The sequence below is a fragment of the Actinoplanes aureus genome (assembly GCF_015704865.1).
GTDB classification, from domain to species: Bacteria; Actinomycetota; Actinomycetes; order Mycobacteriales; family Micromonosporaceae; genus Actinoplanes; species Actinoplanes aureus.
On record NZ_JADQTO010000009.1, the window covers coordinates 56,819 to 77,576 of the forward strand.

Below are 20,758 nucleotides of genomic sequence, written 5' to 3' on the forward strand. Positions count from 1 at the left end.
GGTATGGTGGGAGCGCTCCCGGCCTGCCCGCTCCGCTCACCAGGGGTGTCGATGAAACGCTTCGCCGCACTGACCGCAGCCACCGCGCTCGTCGCCGGCCCGACCGTGGCGCACACTCCGGCAGCCGCCACGGCCACCGGTGGGACCTGCGCCGGATACGTCGGGCTGACCTTCGACGACGGTCCGACCACCGGCAACACCGCGGCCCTGCTGGACGCCCTGCGGCGCGCCGGGCTGCGAGCCACCATGTTCAACACCGGGCAGAACGTCGAGGCCAACCCGGACCTGGCCAGAGCCCAGGTCGCGGCGGGCATGTGGATCGGCAACCACAGCTGGGACCACCCGCACCTGACCCAGCTCACCGAGGCCGAGCAGGCCGCACAGATCTCCCGGACCCAGGACGCCATCCGGCGGGTCACCGGGGTGACACCGGATCTGTTCCGGCCGCCCTATCTGGACACCGACGACGCCCTGCGCGCCGTGGAGCGGCGGTTCGGGCTCACCGAGATCAACACCGACGTGGACTCGCAGGACTGGAACAACGCCACCGTCGAGCAGATCGTGGCGAGCGCCGGCCGGCTGGCCGACGGCGATGTCATCCTGATGCACGACTGGCCGGCGAACACCGTCGCGGCGATCCCGCGGATCGCCGTCGAGCTGCGCGAACGGCGACTGTGTTCCGGGCGGATCTCCCCGGTCACCGGGCGGGCGGTGGCACCGCAGACCCGGGCCCTCGCCCGGGCGCACACCGCCGGCCGGGTCGACGACCGTGGCGCCGGGGTGCGTTACACCTGGCCCGGCGTCTACTTCGAGGGGCGTTTCCGCGGCACCAGCGTCGGGATCGTCCTCGACGACGCCGTCAACGACTACGCCGTCCAGGTCGACGACGGTGCCCCGGTCGATCTGGTGACGCCGGGACGGATCACGCACTGGGTTCGCGACCTGGCCGCGGGCGTCCACACCGTACGGATCGCCAAGCGCACCGAGAGTCCCTGGTCGCCCGGCCAGTTCGGCGGGTTCGTCGCCGGACCCGGCGGCGCCGTTCTGAGCGAGCCCGCCGCCCGCCATCGCCAGATCGAGTTCATCGGCGACTCGTGGACCGCCGGGTACGGCAACATGTCCACCAGCCGCGACTGCACGCCGACCGGCGGCGTCGACCGCAACTCCAACGCCGACCAGACCTTCGGCGCCCGCACCGCCCGCGCTCTCGGCGCCGACTACCAGCTCAACGCCTGGTCCGGCATGGGCATGGTCCGCAACTACAACGGCGGCAACGCCGGCGTCGACTACCGCACCTACTACGACCGCACGCTCCAGGCCGCCGACACCGCGGTGTGGCACCGCCCGGCCGGCTGGCGGCCGCAGGTCGTGGTGATCGGGCTGGGCATCAACGACTTCTCCACGGCTCTCCGCCCCGGCGAACCGTGGGCTGACGAAGCCGCCCTCGCCGCCGACTACCGCGCGGCCTACCTCGCCTTCCTCGACAAACTCCGCCACCGGTACGGCCCGCACACCTACTTCGTGCTCACCTACCCCGACATGGGAACCGCGGCCCTGGCCGACTCGATCGAGCAGATCGCCGAGCAGCGTGCCGCCGCCGGTGACCGCCGGGTCCGCGCCCTGCACTACGACAACGCCGCCCTCGGCCTCGACCTGCTCGGCTGCGACTGGCACCCGTCGGCCCGCGACCACCAGCTGCTGTCCGGCGCGCTCACCTCGTTCCTCAGCGGCCTCCCGGTGCGATGGTGACATTCACGAGTCGTATTCGTGACGGCACGACGCGTGAACGGCGGGGTACGGTCGCCGGATGAGCGCCACCAGCGCAGCCACCGATGCCGCCGCTGTCCGCCTGCTGCGGCAGCGACTCGGCGAACGTTTGATCGTGGACGGTGACGAGGCGTTCGCCACCGCCCGCCGGGTCTGGAACGCCGACGTACACCGCCGGCCCGCCGCGATCGCCCGCTGCGCGGACTCGCGCGAGGTCAGCATCGCGGTAAACGTGGCCCGGGACGCCGGCATGCCCGTTTCGGTACGCGCCGGCGGGCACGACTGGGCCGGCCGGGCACTCCGCGACGGCGGCGTCGTCATCGACCTCACCCGGATGCGTGGCGTACGCATCGACGCCGCCGGCCGCACGGTCAGCGTTCAGGGCGGCGCGACCGCGGCCGACCTGCTCACCGTGACCACGCCCCGCGACCTCGTCACCACCACCGGCGTCGTCAGCTCGGTCGGCATGGCCGGACTCACGACCGTCGGCGGATACGGCGGGCTGATCGGCCGATACGGGCTGGCACTGGACAATCTGCTGGAGGCCGACGTCGTCCTCGCCGACGGTACCCACGTGACGGCCGGGCCGGACGACGACGGCGAGCTGTGGTGGGCGCTGCGGGGAGGCGGCGGCAACTTCGGTGTCGTGACCCGGCTGCGCTACCGGCTGCACGAGCTGCCGGTCGTGCTGGCCGGCATGCTGATCTTCCCGTTCGGCGAGGCCGCCGCGGTTCTCGCCGGTTACGCCGACGTCGTGGCGGACGCTCCGGACGAGCTCACCGTCATGTGCGGCTTCCTGCCCGGTCCGGACGGCGGGGCGATGCCGTTCCTCTGCCCGTTCTGGTCGTCGGCGGACGCGGCCGCCGGGGAACGAGCGATGGCGCGGCTGCGTTCCCTCGGCCACCCGATCGTGGATCAGGTGGGCCCGATGCCGTACCTGGCTTCGCTGGCGATGTTCGACGGCAACATCTCCGACCGCAACCACTACCTGCTGGGCAGCCGCTGGTTCCCCGAGGTGTCGCCGGTCGTCGCCGAGGCGCTGATCGCCGGGGCCGCCGCGCTGCCGTCACCGTACTCGGCGCTGATCATCAACCGGTTCCACGGCGCGGCGGCACGGGTCGACCCGGCCGCGACGGCTTTCGCCATGCGGACTCCGCACCAGGTGGCCGAGGTGATCGCGGTGTGGCAGCCGGGTGAGCCGTCGCAGGCACACCGGGCCTGGGTCGACTCGGTGGTGACCGCGCTGGATCCGACAGCGCTGCCGGGCGGCTACCCGAACCTGCTCGGGCCCGGCGAGAACGAGCGGGCCCGGACGTCGTACGGGGCGAATCTGGACCGGTTGCTGGCCGCCAAGCGCAGGTACGACCCCGGCAACGTCTTCGCCTCCGCGGTACCAGCCTTGCTCGACTGAACCGGCGATCGGTCACCCGCCGTTCCCGCGCGGCCGGGGCAGCAGCGCCGGGACCCGGCGCATGTGCTGCGCGTACGCCGGGCGGCGCGCCAGCGATCTGCGGTCCATCATCGGCACGCTCACGAACGCGAACAGCAGCACCATGACGATCGGGCCGACGACGGTCCACCACCAGCCGGGTGCCGCCGCCACACCGAACAGCCACATCCCCCACCAGAACGTGATCTCGCCCAGGTAGTTCGGGTGCCGCGAGTACCGCCACAGCCCGCGATCGATGATCCGGCCCCGATTGGCGGGATCGCCGGCGAAGCGGTGCAACTGCCGATCCGCGACCGTCTCGATCACCACGGCGGCAGCGGTCACCGCCACCGCGGCGAAGTCCAGCAGGCCCCACGGCCGGCCGGTCACCGTCACCGCGGGCCAGACCGCGAGCAGACCGGCGAAGACCACGAGCGTCGGCATCAGCTGGATGCCGGTCAGGTTGATCAGCCACCACGGCAGCCGGGCGGGCCGCTGCTCCCGCAACTGCACGTACCGCCAGTCCTCGTGACTCAGGCCCCGCCACGACGCCGCCCAGTTGGCGGTCAACCGGATCGACCAGGCGAGCACCAGCACCAGCACCGCCGCTTGCCGCCCGGTGACCTCGCCGAGGTCACCCCCGGCCGACCACAGCACCCACGCGATCACGATCACCGCCGGGGCGACGCTCCAGTACGGGTCGTAGACGCTCGCGTTGGCGACCACCACGCTCGCCGCGAACACGACCAGGGTGGCGACCAGGTCGGCATAGAACGTGAGCAGCAACGGGTGCGGACCACGCACGGTGGCGACAACCGCCCAGGCGGCGAGGCCGGCCACGATGTAACTCAACGCTACGACGACGAACCCGACCGGCCGCGACGAGGCGGCAAGGCTCCGGCCCACCCGGTACGTTCCGCGATCCGCTGCCATACGGAGAGAATAGGCACACATCGATCAATTGGGGGTGCCGGCCGGGTGATCTTGATCGTGCCGGAGGGCACCGGCGCAGCCGGGCGAGTAGCCTGGGTACCGCCCCCATCCCCACCCGGGAACGAGCCCTGAAGTGATCATCCGTTCCCCTTCGTCACCCTCCGGCACGGCGCGTGTGAGCGTCGCCGGGGAGATCGACATGGCGACCGCCGACGACTTCAGAGTGGCGCTGCGGGACGCCGTGACCACCGGCGGCGTCGACACGGTCGTGGTCGATCTGGCCGAGGTGACGTTCTGCGACTCCTCCGGCATGGCGGTGCTGGACGAGATGTACGGCCTGGCGTCCGACAGACACATCACGTTCCGCCTGGTCAACCCGCAGAAGAGCGTCCGCCGGGTGCTCGAGATCCTCGGGATGACGAGCCTGCTGCACACCTGAAAAGTCCCGGGGTTTGCGGCCGTAGCCCGCCGGGGCAATACGGTGACGCAGGTGTAGCCACTTTCATACGCGAGATGTCCCGATCCGTCCCGCATGCGAGCAGGCCGACGCGCTGCCCGACCGCAAGGGAGCACGGGCATGACCGCAACCACCGAACGGGCCGGCGAGCTGATCAGCGCGATGGCCGTACTTCCCGAAAGCCATCACTCCCGGCGGGCCCTGCGGGACCGGACGATCGAGGCCTGGCTGCCGCTGGCCCGGCACCTGTCCTACCGGTACGCCAACCGGGGCGAGCCGCGCGACGACCTCTACCAGGTCGCCGTGCTGGGGCTGATCAGGGCCGTCGACCGGTTCGAGCCCGACCGGGGCGTCGACTTCGCCGCCTTCGCCGTTCCCACCATCGTCGGTGAACTCAAGCGGCACTTCCGGGACAAGACCTGGTCGGTACGCGTACCCCGCCGCCTCCAGGAGCTGCGCCTGGCCATCGCCGGCGCCAGCGGCGCGCTGAGCAACTCCCTCGGCCGCTCCCCCACCGTCGCCGACATCGCCGGTCACCTGGGCATCAGCGAGGACAGCGTGATCGAGGGCCTGGAGGGTGCCCGGGCCTACAACGCGACCAGCCTGTCCACGCCGATGGCCGAGGGCGGCACCGAACTCGGTGACACCCTGGGCGGCGAGGACGCCGGCTATGAGCTCGCCGAGCTGCGCATCGCGCTCGGCCCGGCGATGGCCGCCCTGGACGAGCGGGAGCAGAAGATCGTCAGTCTGCGCTTCTACGGCAACCTCACCCAGACGCAGATCGCCGAGCAGATCGGTGTGTCCCAGATGCACGTGTCCCGCCTGCTCACCAGGGCACTCGCCAAGCTACGGTGGCAACTCGACGGCACTGCGGCTTGAAGTGCGGTCGAGCACCGGAAGGAAGCACCGTGACCGATTCCCCGTTATGGGCTTCCCGCGTCCAGGGCCGCGACGACTGCCGCAGCGTCGCACTCAGCGGCGAGCTCGACTTCGACATGGCCTATGACCTGCAACGACTCTTGATCGAGCAGCTGGACCGGCCGGACACCCGCACAGTCGTCGCGGACCTGTCCGAGGTCACTTTCCTGGACTCGGCCGCCCTCGGTGCCCTGCTGATGACGCTTCGCCACGCGAGCGCACACGAGCAGAACTTCACCATCGCCCACGTCCCCCAGGGCGTACGCCGGATCCTGCAGGTCGCTGGCGTGTACGGCCTGCTCTCCGGGGAGGATCCCCGCCTCGGCTGACCGGGTCCGGCGTCTGTGCCTCGCCCCGGTCTTGCGTCAGGGTGGAGGACGTAGAACCGGGCTTCGGGAGAAGAGGTGGGACATGAGCGACTACGACGTGATCGTGCTCGGCGGCGGCTCCCCCGGCGAGCACTGCGCCGGCGCTCTGGCGGCGGGTGGCCTGCGGGTCGCCGTGGTGGAACGGGAACTGGTCGGCGGCGAGTGCTCCTACTACGCGTGCATTCCGTCGAAGACGCTGCTGCGCCCGGGTGAGGCGGTACACGCGGCGCGGGAGGCGCAGGCCACCGCCGAGATCGATGTGGAACGCACGCTCGCCTGGCGCGACTTCATGGTGTCCGGCTACTCCGACGCGGGCCAGCAACAGTGGCTGGCCGACAACGGCATCGATCTGCTGCGCGGCACCGGCCGGCTCGCCGGGCCCGGCGCGGTGGAGGTGGCCGGTGAACGGTACACCGCGGAGCACGTCGTCATCGCCAACGGCGCCGCAGCGTTCATTCCGCCCGTTCCGGGCCTGCGGGAACTGGACGGCGTGTGGACCAGCCGGGAGGCCACCGGCATGAAGCAGGTCCCGCGCCGGCTGATCGTGCTCGGCGCCGGGCCGGTCGGCGTCGAGATGGCCCAGGCGGTGCGCCGCCTGGGCGGCGAGGTGGTGCTCACCTCGCACGGCGACCGGGTCCTGCCGCGCGAGGCCGCGCCGCTGGGCCAGGCGCTCGGCGAGGTCCTGCGACGCGACGGGATCGAGCTGGTGCTCGACCCGCGGGCGACCGCGGCCGGACGTGCCGGCGACGACTACGTCCTCACCCTCGACGACGGCCGAGAGCTGCGCGGCGACCGGCTGCTGGTCGCCACCGGGCGGCGACCGCGCGTGCACGACATCGGCCTGGACACCGTCGGAGTGAGCGCGAACGACAAGGGCGTCCCGGTCGACCGGCGGCTGCGAGCGGCCGAGAACGTCTGGGTGATCGGCGACGCCACCGGCCTGTGGATGCTCACCCACGTGGGCAAATATCAGGCCCGGGTGGTGGCGGACAACATTCTGGGCCGGCCGCGCGAGGCGGACTACACGGCGGTGCCGCGTGTCGTGTTCACCGATCCGCAGGCGGCCGCGGTGGGCGCGACCGAGGCGCCGCTGAGCGCGACCGTCCCGATCGCCGAGGTCGCCAAGACGGCGACCTACACCCGGGAGTACGCCGAGTCGAACGGCTTCCTGACCCTGCTCAGCGACGGTGACGTGCTCACCGGCGCGTACGCCCTGGGTCCCGAGGCGGGCGAATGGCTCCAGCAGGCGACCGTGGCGATCCGCGCCCGGATATCCCTGGACGTGCTGCGTGACGTCATCCAGCCGTTCCCGACGTTCTCGGAGATCTACGTCGCCGCGCCAAACGCCCGGCGCAAGTGCCCCGCGGCCGCCCCGCCCCCGGCCGGGGCCGGGCCGGCCGCCTCAGGTCAGGGCAGCGTCCAGCGCTGGTTCGCGCCGGCGAAGCAGTCCCAGATCTGCAGCCGGGTGCCGTTGGCCGAGCTGTTGTTCTGCGCGTCCAGGCACCTGCCGCTGGCCGGGTTGCGCAGCGTGCCGTTGGACTGGGCCTGCCACTGCTGCGCGCCGGTGCCGTTGCAGTCGTAGATCTGCGTCAAGACGCCGTTCGCGGTGCCGGCGGCGGCCACGTCCAGGCACTTGCCGAGCGCCCGGATGGTGCCGTCACCGCCGACCGTCCAGGTCTGCGCGTTCGTACCGTTGCAGTCGTAGAGCTGCACGGCCGTGCCGTTGGCACTGGCGGCCCCGGCGACGTCGACGCACTTGCCGCCGATGCCGGTGATCCGACCGGTCCGTCCGGTCGGCGGGTTGGTGGGCCCGCCGCCGCCCATCACGGTCTCGTAGATGGCGCTGACCAGTGAGTTCGTTCCGGTGGCGTCCTGCGACAGCTCCCAGTTCATGATGCCGCCGGCGTTCGCCATGGCCCACTGCGTCTTGCGCCGGATGGTCGGCAGTCCGTTGTAGCACTCACCGGAGGGTGTGCAGTCCCGGTTGGCGTTGGCCGGGTCCTGGGCGACCAGCTGGGCGTACGTCAGATAGCCGGGCCGGCTGTAGAACGGCACGCCCAGCACGGTCTTGGCCTTGGGCAGGCCGCGGCTCTTCCAGAAGTTGGCCGCGTTGATCGACCACTCGTAGTTCGCGTGCGGGCTGCCGCCGTCGTACGCCATGATGTTGAGCCAGTCGACGTAGCCGAACACCGCCGGCTGCACCCCGGAGGCGGTGCCGCCCTCGCTGACCACCGCCGCGGTGAGCAGCTTGCCCTCGTTGTGCAGAGCGGTGCTGAGCTGCTGCATCAGCGCGGTGTAGTTGTTCGCCGAGGCACCCGGGTCCGGGTACTCCCAGTCCATGTCGACGCCGTCCAGATTGTACTGACGGACCACGCTCATCACCGAGTTGACGAACGTGGTCCGGGTGCCGGCGTTCGCGGCCAATGACTCGAAGGCCGAGTCGTTGCCGTCGTTCCAGCCGCCGATCGCGAGCGAGATCCGGGTGTTGTTCTGGTGTCCGAGCGTGACGAGCTGCTGGAGTTTGGCGGTGTTCTCGATCGGCTGCAGCGTGCCGTTGGCGTTGGGCAGCGCGAACGAGTAGTTGATGTGGGTCAGCTTGCTGTACTGAACGCTGGTGACGCTGCCGGCCCAGGACGGCATGTAGCCGACGCTCTTGAAGCCGTTGGGCAGCACCGCCGCCTGGGAGACGCCCTGGCCGGCGAGCGCGATGGCGGTTCCGGCCGCGGCGACCGCGAGCGCCGCCGCTGCCGACGCCCACCTGCTTCTTCTCCTGATGGTCATGGGGATCGCGACCCTTCGTGTCCGGCGCGGAGCGCCGTTGGGGATGACTGCGGGTCGTCAAAGATTAAGAATGTTTACAGAAGTCGGTCAATATAAGCCGCCGGTTCCGCAACAAAATGACGTGTTACAGAGCCGGGCTTGATCCACATGCTGGCCAAGAGTCAGGCATGCCGCATCACCATGCCTTTAGCACGTCAGTGCTAGTCGTATCTGTTGTCGTCGGTCGTCGTTCGACGGCCCGCCCCAACGGAGCGGGTGCTCCCTCGGTCTGGTGGACGTGGTGCCGCGTAAGCGCCCTCGGGAGGATTACCGGCGGTGGGAGCGGGCGGTGTCGATGGAGTTGTGGCAGCTCGACATCGTGGACGGTATCCGGTTGGCCGACGGCTCGGAAACGAAGATTGTCACCGGGGGGATGACCGTTCCCGGTTCTGCGTGATCGCCACCGTGGTGCGCCGGGCCACCGGCCGGCACTAGGGCTGCGGATCTCGGCGAACGAGCGGGCGTAGTGGATCAGGGCGAGGACGTCGTCCCAGCCGTACGCCTCCGCCTCCGCCCCGGCGACGTCCAGCTCGTCGCCCAGGTCCTCGCCCTGGGAGGCCTCGATGAGCGCGTACGCGTGCACGATCGCGGCGGCATGGGCGTCGCCCCCTCCGATCCGGCACAGCCCACCCCCTCCGTCGCCCCCTTCCCCGAACACCATCGAGTCGCGGGCGGCAGATCTGAGGGAGTGGGCAGGAATCGCATCCGCCGAGCAGGTCGCGCCGCAGGCCGGACGGGCGACACGGGCCAGGCGTTCGGGTGCCCAGGGCAAGGCGATCGGCCACCCCAACGGGGCGGCGCACGAGTCGATCTTGGACTAACGTCGTGCGAATCTTGCTCTGGATCTTCTTCCGGGGCGAACTAGACACATTGGAGGGCGGGGGCCCGATGCGCATCGCGCGTTTCCTTATTCCGGCAGTTGCCCTGACGGTGGCCGTGGTGGCCGCACCCACGGCGGCACTGGCCGCGCCGAAGGCCGCGGTTGCCATGACGTTCAGCGCCACGCCTGACCCGGTGGCGGTGGGCGAGACCATCACGTTGTCCGGACGGGCGGCGGCCGGCAAGACCGGCAACGCCGGAACGGTGGAGTTCTACTTCCGCAAGGATCGATCGCCGCGCTACACCCGTGTGGCCACGACGAGCACGGCGGCTAACGGCACGTTCAGCCGCGCGGTCAAGGCGACTGCGTCCGGCACCTACCTGGCGGTCTACCGCGGCAACAAGCACCGCAAGTCGGCCAGCCGCGCTGACCACGCCTCGGTGTTCACGACCCGCACCACGACCAAGACGGTCTGGCAGTACAGCGGGACCGACGTCGAGTGCGGCCCTGCGACCAACGGGTGCCACATCTTCAGCGGTGACCTGAAGATCCAGCCCGGTCCGCTGAACGTCTCGTTCCTCGCGCAGTGCACGCAGCCCAAGCCGTCGTTGATGATGGGCTTCACCAACGACCCGGCGAACACCGCGCCGACCCCGGATCCCGGGCAGTACGCAGCACCGGGCTGGCGGTGGTGGCCCATCGGCGGCGCCACCGGCGGTGAGTTCGACCTCGCCCCGGCGATCACGCAGGGCCACTTCTATGTGCACGCCCTCGTCAAGCCGGCCTTCGGCCCGGCCCACCCGACGACGACGTGCACCATGTCGGTGACCGCCACCCAGCAGGTCACCGAGACGATCCCCGTCTGATCCGTTCCGCAGCGCGGGCCCCGACCGGTCGGTCGGGGCCCTTTTTCTTGCTCCGCCGGGTCAGCGGGTTTCGACCCGGTACTACAGCTGCGGATTATGCAGGTTATCGGCCTCGACCGGAATGAAATGACGTTTCATAACACCGGGTCCGCGAGGCGGGCGGCCGCCCGCCTCGGACCCCCAGGTGTACCGACTGCGTCGGCCTAGGCGAACTGCAACTGCTGGTTGGGGGCGCCGTTGCAGGTCCACTGCCCGGCTGCGGCGCCGTTCTCGGTCCGGTATCCGATGATGTCCACGCAGAGACCCGAATGCATGACCTGGAGCATGACGTTGTTGCCGATCGCCAGCATCCGGAACGTCTGGTTCGGGGCGTAGTTGCAGCTGTACTGGCCGAACCTGGCCCCTTCGGCCCGGCTGTAGCCGATCAGGTCAAGACACTTCAGACTGTGGCCGACCTGGAGGATGAACTCGTCCTGGCCCGGGTGCCACAACATGTCCCACCGCTGGTTGGGCTCGTAAGCGGGGTTGCACGTCCACTGCCCGGCCGGCGCCCCGTCGTCAGTGCGGTAGCCAATGATGTCCAGGCACTTCTGGCTGTGCTGGAAGCGCAGCCTGAACACACTGGCCAGTACGACGTCGGCGGCCTCCTGCTGAGTGACGACGCGCCAGCCGGCCGGCACCGCCGGCGCGGCCTCGACAGCAGTGGGTGTCGCCACGCTCAGCATTCCCGCCAGTGCTGCGGCCACCAGGCCGCTCAACAGCCTTCTCATTTGTTCCCCCGTTCTCGACGGCTGTGATGCTGCCATTGTCAGGCACTCACTCCGGAAGCATCACAAACCGTCAAGCACCAGACACCGACCCACCGATGAGGACGAAATCCTGTCTCGGCTGCAGCGGTACAACGTGGGACTCACCCCGGTTCAGGTCCAGCGGCGCGCGCCGGCCAGCAAGTCGCGCTCGGCCGGATCAATGCGGAAGAACGTCACCTGTTCGCGTCCGGACACCATTCTGGGTCGAGGTCTGCCTGCTGGTCTCGCTTCTTCGGGGTACGCGCAACCGCGGTCCCGCCGAAGCCGACCCCGTCTCCGCTCTCCCGGCGCGAGCCCGGCCTTCCGCACCGCCGCCCCAACGCGACCGCCGGGAAACAGCATCACCTGACGGTCACGGCGGCGAACGCGGCCCTAACCGGCATAGCGCGCCCGGCGCCGCCGCACGCAACCGCGACGGCAACGTGCCCGGTCCTCCCGTAGCGCGACGGATCGGCGTTTCCGGCGGCCGCGCAGCGGCCGGAACGGACAGCCCGGCTCGTCACACCTCGGTCGGCACTCCCGGGTTGAGCCAGGTGAGGGTGTCCGGCGGGAAGGCCGCCGCCACCTGTTCGCGTCCCTCGTGGAAGTGGGACCAGCCCTCGTAGTGCACCGGCACCACCCGGCGGGGCCGCAACCGGGCGACCAGCCGGGCGGCGTCCCGGCCGGTCATTGTGTACTTGACCGGCCCGGTCAGGCCGAACTGGACCTTGCCGAGGTGCAGGATCGCGGTGTCCACGCTCAGCCGGTCGGCGACCTCCTTTACGCCGCCGTACAGCACGGTGTCGCCGGAGATCCACACCACCGACGAGGTGCCCGGCGGTCGCAACGCGAAACCGATCGCCTCCCCGACGACCGGCCGGCTCAGTGGCGGGCCGTGCCGGGCCGGGGTGGCGGTCACCGCCACCCCGCCCACGGTCGTGGTCCGCCACGGCGCCAGCCCGGCCGCGTTGCCGCCGAGCCGCGCGGCGCCGCTGACCGTGGTCAGCACCAGCGGCACCGACGGGAGCAACGCCCGGCCCGCGTCGTCCAGGTTGTCGCCGTGCTGGTTGTGGGTGAGCAGCACGGCGTCGATCCGGCCCAGTTGCTCGACCGGAATCGCCGGCCCGGCCGTCTTCACCGACGAGGTCCCCAGGCCGAACGAGTACCGCCGGCCCGGGGCGTCGAACGTCGGATCGGTGAGCAGCCGTACCCCGGCCAGCTCGATCAGCGTGGTCGGCCCGCCGATGTGGGTGATCTTCATCGGGCGTGCCGCAGCGCCCAGTCCAGTACCTCGTCGGCGATCTGCTCCCAGCCCTTCTGAGCCGGCAGCAGGTGTGCGTACCCCTGGTACTCGCGGATCTCGGTGACCGTGTCCGACTTGTAGTGCTTGTGGTTTGACCGCTGGATCTCCGGGGGCATGATGTGGTCCTCCGAGCCGGAGACGAACAGCAGCGGCGCCCGGTTGTCGTTGTGGTAGTCGACCCAGGTGTCCTGGTGTCCGGGCTGGAAGTTGGCGAGCACGCTGCCCCACAGGATGCCGCCGTTGGCGGGGATGTGGTAACGCTCGTACAGCGCCTTTGACTCCTCGTCGGTGAACGTGTTGGTGAAGGCGTACTTCCACTGCTCCAGGGTCAGGCCGACCGCCTTGTGCCGGTTGCCCGGTGACTTGAGGACCGGGAACGTGGACTTGACCTGGGACAGCGGCACCACCCGTACGCCCTCGGTGGGCGCCGAGTTCATCGCCACGCCGGCCGCGCCGTAGCCGTGGTCGAGCAGGATCTGGGTGAACGCGCCGCCCGCCGAGTGACCGATGATGATCGGCGGCTCCGGCAGCGCCCGGATCTGCTCCTCCAGATGCGCGATGATCTGCGGCACGGTCACGTTCACGATCGGCGTCGGATCGGCGTTGAGCGCCTCCACCTCGACCTCGAAGCCCGGGTATCCCGGCGCGATCACCCGATGCCCCTTGGCCTCGTAGTGCGCGATCCAGTTCTCCCAGCTACGCGGCGTCACCCAGAAGCCATGGACGAGAACGATGGGTTTCATGCTTCGTGCTCCTCACCTGAGACCGATACTCAACGTAAGATCCACAGCTCCCTCTTCGCGTACGTAGGACTACGTACTGTCGTCGGCCATCGCCCGGACCAGCTCACCGCGGGACTTGATGCCGAGCTTCGGATAGATCCGGTACAGGTGCGTGGTGATCGTGCGCGGCGACAGGAACAGCCGCTCCGCGATCTCCTTGTTGCTCAGTCCCTCGGCCGCCAGCCGGGCGATCTGCTGCTCCTGCAGGGTCAGGGCACCGGCCGCGTCGACCGGCCGGCGCAGCGACTCACCGGATGCGCGCAGCTCGGCCCGGGCCCGCTCGGCCCAGGGTGCGGCACCGAGCGCGTCGAAGGTCGCGGCGGCCGAGCGCAACAGCGGCCGTGACTCGGCGGCCCGGCGCTGGCGGCGCAGCCACGCCCCGTACGCCCGCTCCAGCCTGGCCCGCTCGAACGGCCACTCCGACAGGTCGGCGGCGAGTGCCGTCTCGAAGGTTCGCGCGTCGCCGGCCAGGAGCGCCTCGGCGTACCGCAACGCGACCACCAGCGCTGGTGAGCCGCACTCCCCGGCCACCTGGCTGAGCTGCGCCGCGATGTCCCGCAGCGCATCCTCCTCGCCGCTCCAGGCGGCCGCCTCGGCCAGGTGCCCGAACGTCACGAACCGCAGGTACGGGTGGTAGGCGACGTCACCCGGGTCGAAGATGCGGTGCAGCTGCCGGTACGCGTCCGCGGCCCGTCCACCGGCGAGCGCCTCCACCCCGCGGATGGCCTGGACCAGCGCGAGCATCGGCAGCATCCCGCTCGTCAGCAGAACGCTCTCTCCCTGGTCAGCGGCCTCCCGGGCGGCTGCCGCGTCGCCGGTCAGCGCCTGGGCGTGGCCGAGCATCAGCCGGGCCGTCAACGCCCACGCCGCCTGGCCGGTCTCGGCAGCGAGCGCCGCGGCCTCGGCGGCGGCCGGCAGGGCCACCCGGGTGTCGCCCAGGCTCGCCGCGGTGAACGCCTGGCTGGTCAGCAACTGGGCGAGCAGGCCGACCCGGCCCTGGGCCCGCACCCCGGCCACCGCGGCCGCGAAGAACTGCGCCGACAGATGCAATGCGCCGATCCCGCCGGCGCTCAGGCCGAGCAGCTGCTGTTCGGCCGGGGCCAGGTCGAAGCGGGTGATCAGCTGCGTCATCCGCTCCAGCGTCACCGCACCGCGCTCGATCGGCGCGATCAGCCCCACCGTGGCGATCATCCGGGGGTCTTCCTTGGGCGCGTCGAAGTTGTCGGCGACCGTGAGGTACGCCTGGATGGTCTCCACGGACGCGTTCGACCAGTAGAACCGCAGGCTCATCGCCACCAGGGCGCCGACCGCCCGCTGCTCGTCGCCGTCGCGGCGCAGCGCGTCGATGAGCTCGGCGTACACGGTCAGCCGTGCGTTGCCCGACCAGCCGGTGATGGAGAACTGCTCACGCAGATAGGACAGCCACGCCTGGTCGGCCGGGCGCAGCTGCTCGTCGACCACGTCGGTCAGTAGCCGCCGCGCCGCCGCGATGTCACCCTGCTCGGCGGCGACCTCGGCGGCCGCCAGCAACCGGCGGCCGCGCTCGGCCGGGTCCTCGCTCAGCTGCACCGCCCGCTGCAACGCGGCCAGCGCCACGGTGGCCGCCTGGCGGTGCCCGGCCCGGGTCGCGGTCTCGGTCAGTTCCCGGGCCAGCGTCTCGTCCGGGCCGGTCGCGGCCGCCGCGCGATGCCACACGTGCCGGTCCGGGTCGGCGACGGTCACGGCGGCCAGCGCGGCGTGCACGCTCCGCCGCTGGGTCACGCCCACCGACTGGTACAGCGCCGAGCGCAGCAATGGATGCCGGAACCTCAACCGGTACGTGTCGTCGACATGAACCAGCCGGGTCGTCACGGCCGGTTCGACGTCGCCGACGGTCACCGGCTGGCCTGTGTACCGGCCGCTCGCCGCGAGGATCTCGTCGAGGCCGTCCCCGTCATCGAGGGCGGCGACCAGCAGCACGGCCCGGGTGGCGGCGGGCAGTTCGGCGACGAGGGCGGCGAACGTACGCTCCACCCGGGTGCTCAGCGGCAGCCACGACGGCAGCAGCGCCGCACCCCCGGAGGCCGCCGCCACCGCGCCCAGTTCGACCAGGCCGAGCGGGTTGCCCGCGGACTGCTCCAGCACCCGCTCGCGCAACGGCGGCGACAGGTCCGGCGCGACCGAGGCCAGCAGCGCGCCCGCGTCCGCCGGTGACAACGGCTCGAGTCGCAGCTCCGGCAGCCCGGCCTGGGTCAGCAGCTGGTCGACGTCGTCGCCGTCGCGGGTGGTCAGCACCATCGCCACCGGGTCCGCACCGATCCGGCGGGCCGCGAACGTCAGCGCCTCCCACGAACCACGATCCAGCCAGTGCGCGTCCTCGACCGCCACCAGGACCGGCTCCGGCTGCGCGCCGAGCAGGTCCAGCAGGTCCATGGCCGCCCGGTACGGCGTATCGATCTCGTCGGCCCGGGCCGGGCCGCCACGGCCCAGAGCCCGGAGCAACCGGTGCAGTCCGGCGTAGGGAATGTGGACCTCGGCCTGCACCCCGCTGACCCCGGCCACCCGCATGCCGCGCTCGGTCGCCAGCGCCGACACCCGCGCCAGCAGCGCGGTCTTGCCGATCCCGGCCTCGCCACGCAGAACCACGGCGCCGCCGGCCTGCGCGACGGTCCGGTCCAGCAGCCCGGTGACCGCGAGTATCGGTGCGTCGCGCCCGACCAGCATTCGATCCGCCCCCAAATTCGAATGTGGTGATCCGGTTCAGTATCGCTGAACTCACATGCGCCGATCCGGCTCGCCGCGCGTGTTTCTCCGCACGGCGTGCCGGCATAGCGGCCGGGTGCTTGGATCCGGTACATGAGTGTCGACGGCAAGGCTCTGGTACTCGGCGGCGGCGGCGTCACCGGCGTCGCGTGGGAGATCGGGCTGCTGCACGGCCTGGCCGAGAACGGCGTCGATCTGACCGATGCCGATCTGTTCGTCGGGACGTCGGCCGGGTCGTCCGTGGCCGCTCAGGTGCTCTCCGGCGTACCCTTCAATGATCTTTTCGCGGCGCAGCTCGCCGACGCCGGCGGCGAGATCGCCGCCCGGATCGGTCTGGGCAGTCTGCTGAAGTTCGTGGTCGCCGGCCTCTGGCCGGGTGATCCGGCGCGCGGCCGCGCCTGGCTGGGCCGCCAGGCGCTGCGCGCGCGGACGGTGCCGGAGGCCGAGCGGCGCGCGGTGATCGCCCGCCGCATCGGCGACGGCGGCTGGCCGGCGACCCGCTTGCGCATCGCCGCGGTCGAGGCCGAGACCGGTGAGGTACGCGTCTTCGACGCGTCCAGCGGCATCCCGCTGGTCGACGCCGTCGCCGCCAGCTGCGCGGTGCCGTTGACGTGGCCGCCGGTGACGATCGGCGGGAAGCGTTACATCGACGGCGGAGCCCGCTCGGTCGCCAACGCCGACCTGGCCGCCGGCTACCGGCAGGTGGTGGTGCTGGCCCCGGTGACGCAGTCGGTGCGGCCCTCCGGCCGGCCGCAGGCGCAGGTCGCGGCTCTCGGGCCGGGGGTGCGCACCGCGGTGGTGTCACCGGACCGGGCGGCACGCGCCGCGATCGGCCGCAACGTGCTGGATCCGGCGCGGCGGCGACCGGCCGCGGAGGCCGGGCGGGCGCAGGCGGCGGCCGAGGCGGAGCGCCTACGCACCGTCTGGCAGTGACGCAAATCGATGACAATGGGTGAAAAGCGCTACCCCCGACGTGAAACCCCCGATATTTGCTGGTAGACAAATATCGTGACGGACGACTACTTCTCCATCGCCGCGGAGCCGGCCGGCACGGACGCCGCCGGGTCGGTGACGTCCCGTGTCCGGCTGGCCGGCGAGCTCGACATCGACAGCCGCGAGGAACTGCGTGACGCGCTGCTCGGCATCGTCGCCGCCGGCGGCACCGGGCGCATGGTGGTCGATCTCCAGGACGTGCGGTTCATCGACTCGGAGGCGATCGGCGCGATCATCGAGGGCTACGTCGCCGCCGACCAGGCCGGGATCGCCTTCCGGCTGACCAATGCCGGCGGCATCGTCAAGCGGGTGATCGACACCATCGGCCTCGACCACCTGCTGGACACTCCGGAACCGGGCGGCGCGGGCAGCGATCAGGAGTCCGCCTGACGCATCCGCGGCGCCTCGCAAGGCGTCAGCCGGAAGGCGTCAGCCTGCCGGCTGGAATCTGATCATGTTCCAGGACAGGGGTGGCAACGCGGCGATGCCGTGACCGTCGGCCACCTTCACATCGTCGAGCCGGCGCGGGACGACCCGGTCCGGCGCCTCGGCCGTGTTCACCGCGTCCGCGTCGGTGTCGGCGATCACCACGTGCTCCGCTGTGATCAGGCCCGGGCAGGCGCGCAGATCCAGGTCCAGGGCCGTCTGCTGCCGCTGGTCGCGGTTGACGGCGAACACAGTCAGCGTGCCCGGCTCCTCGTCGTGCACGGCGACGGCGTCGATCAGCGGCACGTCTCCGTACGCCGTCGTCGCGTACCCCGGTGCCTGAAGAACCGTGCGCAGCACCGTGCCGCGACCGTTCAGCGAGGTCAGCGCGAAGGGGTGGAAGCTGGCCTGCCGCCAGGCCGGGCCGCCCGGCTCGCAGCGGATCGGCGCTATGACGTTGACCAGCTGCGCCAGGCAGCCGATCTTGACCCGGTCGGCGTGCCGGAGCAGCGAGATGAGCAGGCTGCCGACGACGACCGCGTCGGTGACCGAGTACGTGTCCTCGATCAGTCGCGGCGCCTGCGCCCACTCCAGGTTCTCCTCGCCGGCGAAACGGGCCTGGTACCAGACGTTCCACTCGTCGACCGAGAGGTTGATCCGCTTGCGGTGCCCGCCGGTGGCCCGGACGTGGTCGCAGGTGGCCACCACCTCCTCGATGAACCGGTCCAGGTCGACCGCGCTGGCCAGGAAGCTGTCCCGGTCGTCGCCGTGCTGCTCGTAGTAGGTGTGCAGGGAGATGTAGTCGACCTGGGCGTACGTCTCGGCCAGCACCTCGGCCTCCCACGCACCGAACGTGGGCATCCGCCGGTTCGAGCTGCCGCAGGCGGCGAGCTCGATGGTGGGGTCGACCCGGCGCATGGCCTTGGCGGTCTCGGCGGCGAGCCGCCCGTACTCGGCGGCGGTCTTGTGGCCGATCTGCCAGGGGCCGTCCATCTCGTTGCCGAGGCACCACAGCTTGACCCCGTACGGCTCGGGTGAGCCGTTGGTCCGGCGCAGGTCGGACCAGGCGGTGCCGCCGGGGTGGTTGCAGTATTCGAGCAGGGCGCGGGCCGCGTCCACGCCGCGGGTGCCGAGGTTGACCGCCAGCATCGGCTCGCTGCCGACCCCACGGGCCCAGTGCAGGAACTCGTCGACGCCGACCTGGTTGGTCTCGATCGAGCGCCAGGCCAGATCGAGGCGGCGCGGCCGCTGTTCGCGGGGGCCGATGCCGTCCTCCCAGGTGTATCCGGAGACGAAGTTGCCGCCCGGGTAGCGCAGGATCGGCACACCCAGCTCGCGGACCAGGTCGGCCACGTCGCGGCGGAACCCGGCGTCGTCGGCGGTGGGGTGGCCGGGCTCGTGGATGCCGGTGTAGACGCAGCGGCCCATGTGTTCCACGAAGGAGCCGTACAGGCGCGGGTCCACCTCGGCCACGCGCAGCCGGGGGTCGATGCCGAGGGTTGCCTGCCGCATGGATCAACCCTTCAGGCCGGTACCGGCGATGCCTTCGACGATGCGGCGCTGGAAGAACACGAACAGCAGGACGAGCGGTAGCGCGCCGAGGATGGCCGAGGCCATCGTGTCGGCGTACCGGATGCCGTAGGTGCCCTGCACGGTGGCGAGGCCGACCGGGATGGTCATCAGCTTCGGGTTGGTCATCACCAGCAGCGGCCAGAGCAGGTTGTTCCAGCTCCAGACGAAGGTGAAGATGGCGACCGCGGACACCACCGGCCGGCTCAGCGGCATGACCACCCGCCAGTAGGTCCGGAAGAAGCCGGCGCCGTCCACCCGGGCCGCCTCGTCCAGTTCCCGGGGCACGCCGTCGAAGAACTGTTTGAAGATGAAGACCGCGATGGCGGCGGGCACCTGCGGGATGATCACCGCCCAGTACGTGTTGAGCAGCCCCAGCGCGGCGAACTCCTTGAACTGCGGCACGATCAGCACCTGCTGCGGGATCATGATGCCGATCAGGACGAACCAGAACACCAGCCACCGGTACCGGAACCGCATCCGGGACAGGGCGAACGCGGCCATGCTGGCGGTCAGCACGGTCGCCGCCGCGGTCAGCGTGGAGGTGATGAAGCTGGACGCGTACCAGTTCCAGATGTCGCCCTGCCCCAGCAGGGTGCGGTAGGACTCCAGCGTCGGGTTCTCGATCATCCAGGTGGGGTTGGTGGTCTCGGCGTTCGGTTTGAGCGAGGTGTCCACCGCCCAGGCGATCGGCACCAGCCAGATCACCGCGAACGCGATCAGCACCCCGGCGCAGAACCCGTTGAAGAGCCGGGTCCGTCGATCGATCTCCTCGCGGGTGACGGTGGGCGCGGTGTCGCGCCGTTGGCGGGTCTCGGCGACGATGGTCATCACAACCCCTGTTCCTGACGCCGGGTGAGCAGCACCCACACCGCGGAGACGGCCAGTACGACGAGGAAGAACAGCGTCGACACGGCCGAGGCGTAGCCGACGCGGAAGTCGGTGAACCCGACGTCGTAGACGTATTCGAGGACCGGGCGGGTGCTGAAGTTCGGCCCGCCGCTGGTCATGATGTACATCTGGTCGAAGACCTTCAGCGAGGCGATCACCTGGAGCACCACGACCAGCGAGGTGGTGCGGGCCAGCATCGGTACGGTGATCCGGCGGATCTGGGCGATCGGTCCGGCACCGTCGATCGCGGCCGCCTCGTACAGCTCACGCGGGATGTCCTGCAGGCCGGCGAGGTAGAGCACGAAGTTGAAGCCGAGCGTCCACCACACGGTGGTCAGGGCGAGCGACCACATCGCCACGTCGGGGTCGCCGAGCCAGCCGGGCTCGGTGAAGCCCAGCGCGGTGACGAACCGGCCGAGCAGGCCCAGCTCCGGGGTGTAGATCCACATCCAGATCAGGGCGACGACCGCGGACGGCAGGACGTACGGCAGGAAGAACGCCAGCCGGAAGAACCAGCGCCCGCGGCGTACCCGGTCGGCGAGCAGGGCGAGCACGAAGGCGAGCACGACCAGCGGGGGTGTGGTGAGGATGGTGAACCAGATGGTGTGCCACATCGACTCCCAGAAGGCGGGGTCGCCGAACGCCTCGGCGTAGTTGCCGAGGCCGGCCCAACTGCCGAGACCCTCCTTCACGAGGCTGGTGTCGAACAGGCTCATCAAGACCATGTAGAGCGTCGGTCCGATGATGAACAGCAGGTAGAGGACGAGGAACGGGGCCATCATCAGCAGCGCGGGGCGGCCGTGGCCGGGCTGGACGTCGGCGTCGCGCAGGGCGGGAGCGACCTGCTCAGCCGGTCGATCGGGGGCGGTAAGCGTCGTCACGTCGA

General features: G+C 70.8%; 17 protein-coding genes and 2 pseudogenes. 10 read left to right on the forward strand and 9 right to left on the reverse strand.

Annotated elements, in window-relative coordinates:
* The first annotated feature begins 51 nt into the window (after positions 1–51).
* Entirely contained in the window at positions 52–1,749 is a 1,698-nt protein-coding gene (locus tag I4J89_RS20170; protein ID WP_196415555.1) for a polysaccharide deacetylase family protein, read from the forward strand.
* 58 nt (positions 1,750–1,807) lie between these two features.
* Positions 1,808–3,178, forward strand: a complete 1,371-nt coding sequence (locus I4J89_RS20175) for an FAD-binding oxidoreductase (protein ID WP_196415556.1) — start codon at positions 1,808–1,810, stop codon at positions 3,176–3,178.
* Between the two features lie 12 nt (positions 3,179–3,190).
* Here I4J89_RS20175 and I4J89_RS20180 read toward each other — a convergent pair whose 3' ends face one another.
* Positions 3,191–4,129, reverse strand: coding sequence for a DUF1295 domain-containing protein (locus I4J89_RS20180; protein ID WP_196415557.1), 939 nt, complete (start codon positions 4,127–4,129; stop codon positions 3,191–3,193).
* Positions 4,130–4,262: 133 nt separating this feature from the next.
* Between I4J89_RS20180 and I4J89_RS20185 the strand changes: the two genes are divergently transcribed.
* The 4 genes and pseudogenes from I4J89_RS20185 to I4J89_RS20200 form a co-directional block, all read left to right on the forward strand.
* Positions 4,263–4,568 (forward strand): STAS domain-containing protein, encoded by a 306-nt coding sequence (locus I4J89_RS20185; protein WP_196415558.1) that lies wholly within the window; start codon positions 4,263–4,265, stop codon positions 4,566–4,568.
* A gap of 138 nt (positions 4,569–4,706) precedes the next feature.
* A complete protein-coding gene (locus tag I4J89_RS20190) occupies positions 4,707–5,465 on the forward strand; it encodes an RNA polymerase sigma factor SigF (RefSeq protein WP_230859294.1) in 759 nt (252 codons plus the stop codon).
* 29 nt (positions 5,466–5,494) lie between these two features.
* Positions 5,495–5,833, forward strand: coding sequence for an STAS domain-containing protein (locus I4J89_RS20195; RefSeq protein ID WP_196415560.1), 339 nt, complete (start codon positions 5,495–5,497; stop codon positions 5,831–5,833).
* A gap of 82 nt (positions 5,834–5,915) precedes the next feature.
* Positions 5,916–7,196, forward strand: a pseudogene (locus tag I4J89_RS20200) (dihydrolipoyl dehydrogenase family protein); the annotation flags it as partial.
* A gap of 83 nt (positions 7,197–7,279) precedes the next feature.
* Here the strand turns inward: I4J89_RS20200 and I4J89_RS20205 are convergent.
* Entirely contained in the window at positions 7,280–8,653 is a 1,374-nt protein-coding gene (locus tag I4J89_RS20205) for a glycosyl hydrolase family 18 protein (protein ID WP_196415561.1), read from the reverse strand.
* A gap of 286 nt (positions 8,654–8,939) precedes the next feature.
* Here I4J89_RS20205 and I4J89_RS20210 point away from each other — a divergent pair.
* Both I4J89_RS20210 and I4J89_RS20215 read left to right on the forward strand, forming a co-directional pair.
* A pseudogene (locus I4J89_RS20210) lies at positions 8,940–9,121 on the forward strand (IS481 family transposase); the annotation flags it as partial.
* 510 nt (positions 9,122–9,631) lie between these two features.
* Positions 9,632–10,378, forward strand: a complete 747-nt coding sequence (locus I4J89_RS20215) for a hypothetical protein (RefSeq protein WP_196415562.1) — start codon at positions 9,632–9,634, stop codon at positions 10,376–10,378.
* Positions 10,379–10,581: 203 nt separating this feature from the next.
* On the opposite strand, the gene I4J89_RS20220 is transcribed toward I4J89_RS20215, so the two are convergent.
* The 4 genes from I4J89_RS20220 to I4J89_RS20235 form a co-directional block, all read right to left on the reverse strand.
* Entirely contained in the window at positions 10,582–11,148 is a 567-nt protein-coding gene (locus tag I4J89_RS20220) for an RICIN domain-containing protein (protein WP_196415563.1), read from the reverse strand.
* A gap of 538 nt (positions 11,149–11,686) precedes the next feature.
* Complete coding sequence (locus tag I4J89_RS20225) at positions 11,687–12,427, reverse strand: MBL fold metallo-hydrolase (protein WP_196415564.1); 741 nt, start codon at positions 12,425–12,427, stop codon at positions 11,687–11,689.
* Positions 12,424–13,212 (reverse strand): alpha/beta hydrolase, encoded by a 789-nt coding sequence (locus I4J89_RS20230; RefSeq protein ID WP_196415565.1) that lies wholly within the window; start codon positions 13,210–13,212, stop codon positions 12,424–12,426. Before I4J89_RS20230 ends, I4J89_RS20225 begins: the two co-directional genes overlap by 4 nt.
* 69 nt (positions 13,213–13,281) lie before the next feature.
* The gene (locus I4J89_RS20235) at positions 13,282–15,954 is read right to left on the reverse strand and encodes an ATP-binding protein (protein WP_196415566.1); all 2,673 of its coding nucleotides are present in this window, start codon (positions 15,952–15,954) and stop codon (positions 13,282–13,284) included.
* A 132-nt stretch (positions 15,955–16,086) separates the two neighbouring features.
* Between I4J89_RS20235 and I4J89_RS20240 the strand changes: the two genes are divergently transcribed.
* Both I4J89_RS20240 and I4J89_RS20245 read left to right on the forward strand, forming a co-directional pair.
* Positions 16,087–16,926, forward strand: a complete 840-nt coding sequence (locus I4J89_RS20240) for a patatin-like phospholipase family protein (RefSeq protein ID WP_196415567.1) — start codon at positions 16,087–16,089, stop codon at positions 16,924–16,926.
* A gap of 75 nt (positions 16,927–17,001) precedes the next feature.
* Complete coding sequence (locus I4J89_RS20245; protein ID WP_196415568.1) at positions 17,002–17,376, forward strand: STAS domain-containing protein; 375 nt, start codon at positions 17,002–17,004, stop codon at positions 17,374–17,376.
* A gap of 39 nt (positions 17,377–17,415) precedes the next feature.
* On the opposite strand, the gene arfA is transcribed toward I4J89_RS20245, so the two are convergent.
* Genes arfA through I4J89_RS20260 form a run of 3 tightly spaced genes read right to left on the reverse strand, consistent with a single transcriptional unit; the run spans position 17,416 to position 20,753 of the window.
* Positions 17,416–18,924: an arabinosylfuranosidase ArfA gene (arfA, locus tag I4J89_RS20250; protein ID WP_196415569.1), complete on the reverse strand. Its 1,509-nt coding sequence runs from the start codon at positions 18,922–18,924 to the stop codon at positions 17,416–17,418.
* Positions 18,925–18,927: 3 nt separating this feature from the next.
* Positions 18,928–19,812, reverse strand: a complete 885-nt coding sequence (locus tag I4J89_RS20255; RefSeq protein WP_196415570.1) for a carbohydrate ABC transporter permease — start codon at positions 19,810–19,812, stop codon at positions 18,928–18,930.
* Positions 19,812–20,753, reverse strand: a complete 942-nt coding sequence (locus I4J89_RS20260) for a carbohydrate ABC transporter permease (RefSeq protein WP_309238388.1) — start codon at positions 20,751–20,753, stop codon at positions 19,812–19,814. Before I4J89_RS20260 ends, I4J89_RS20255 begins: the two co-directional genes overlap by 1 nt.
* Positions 20,754–20,758 lie beyond the last annotated feature (5 nt).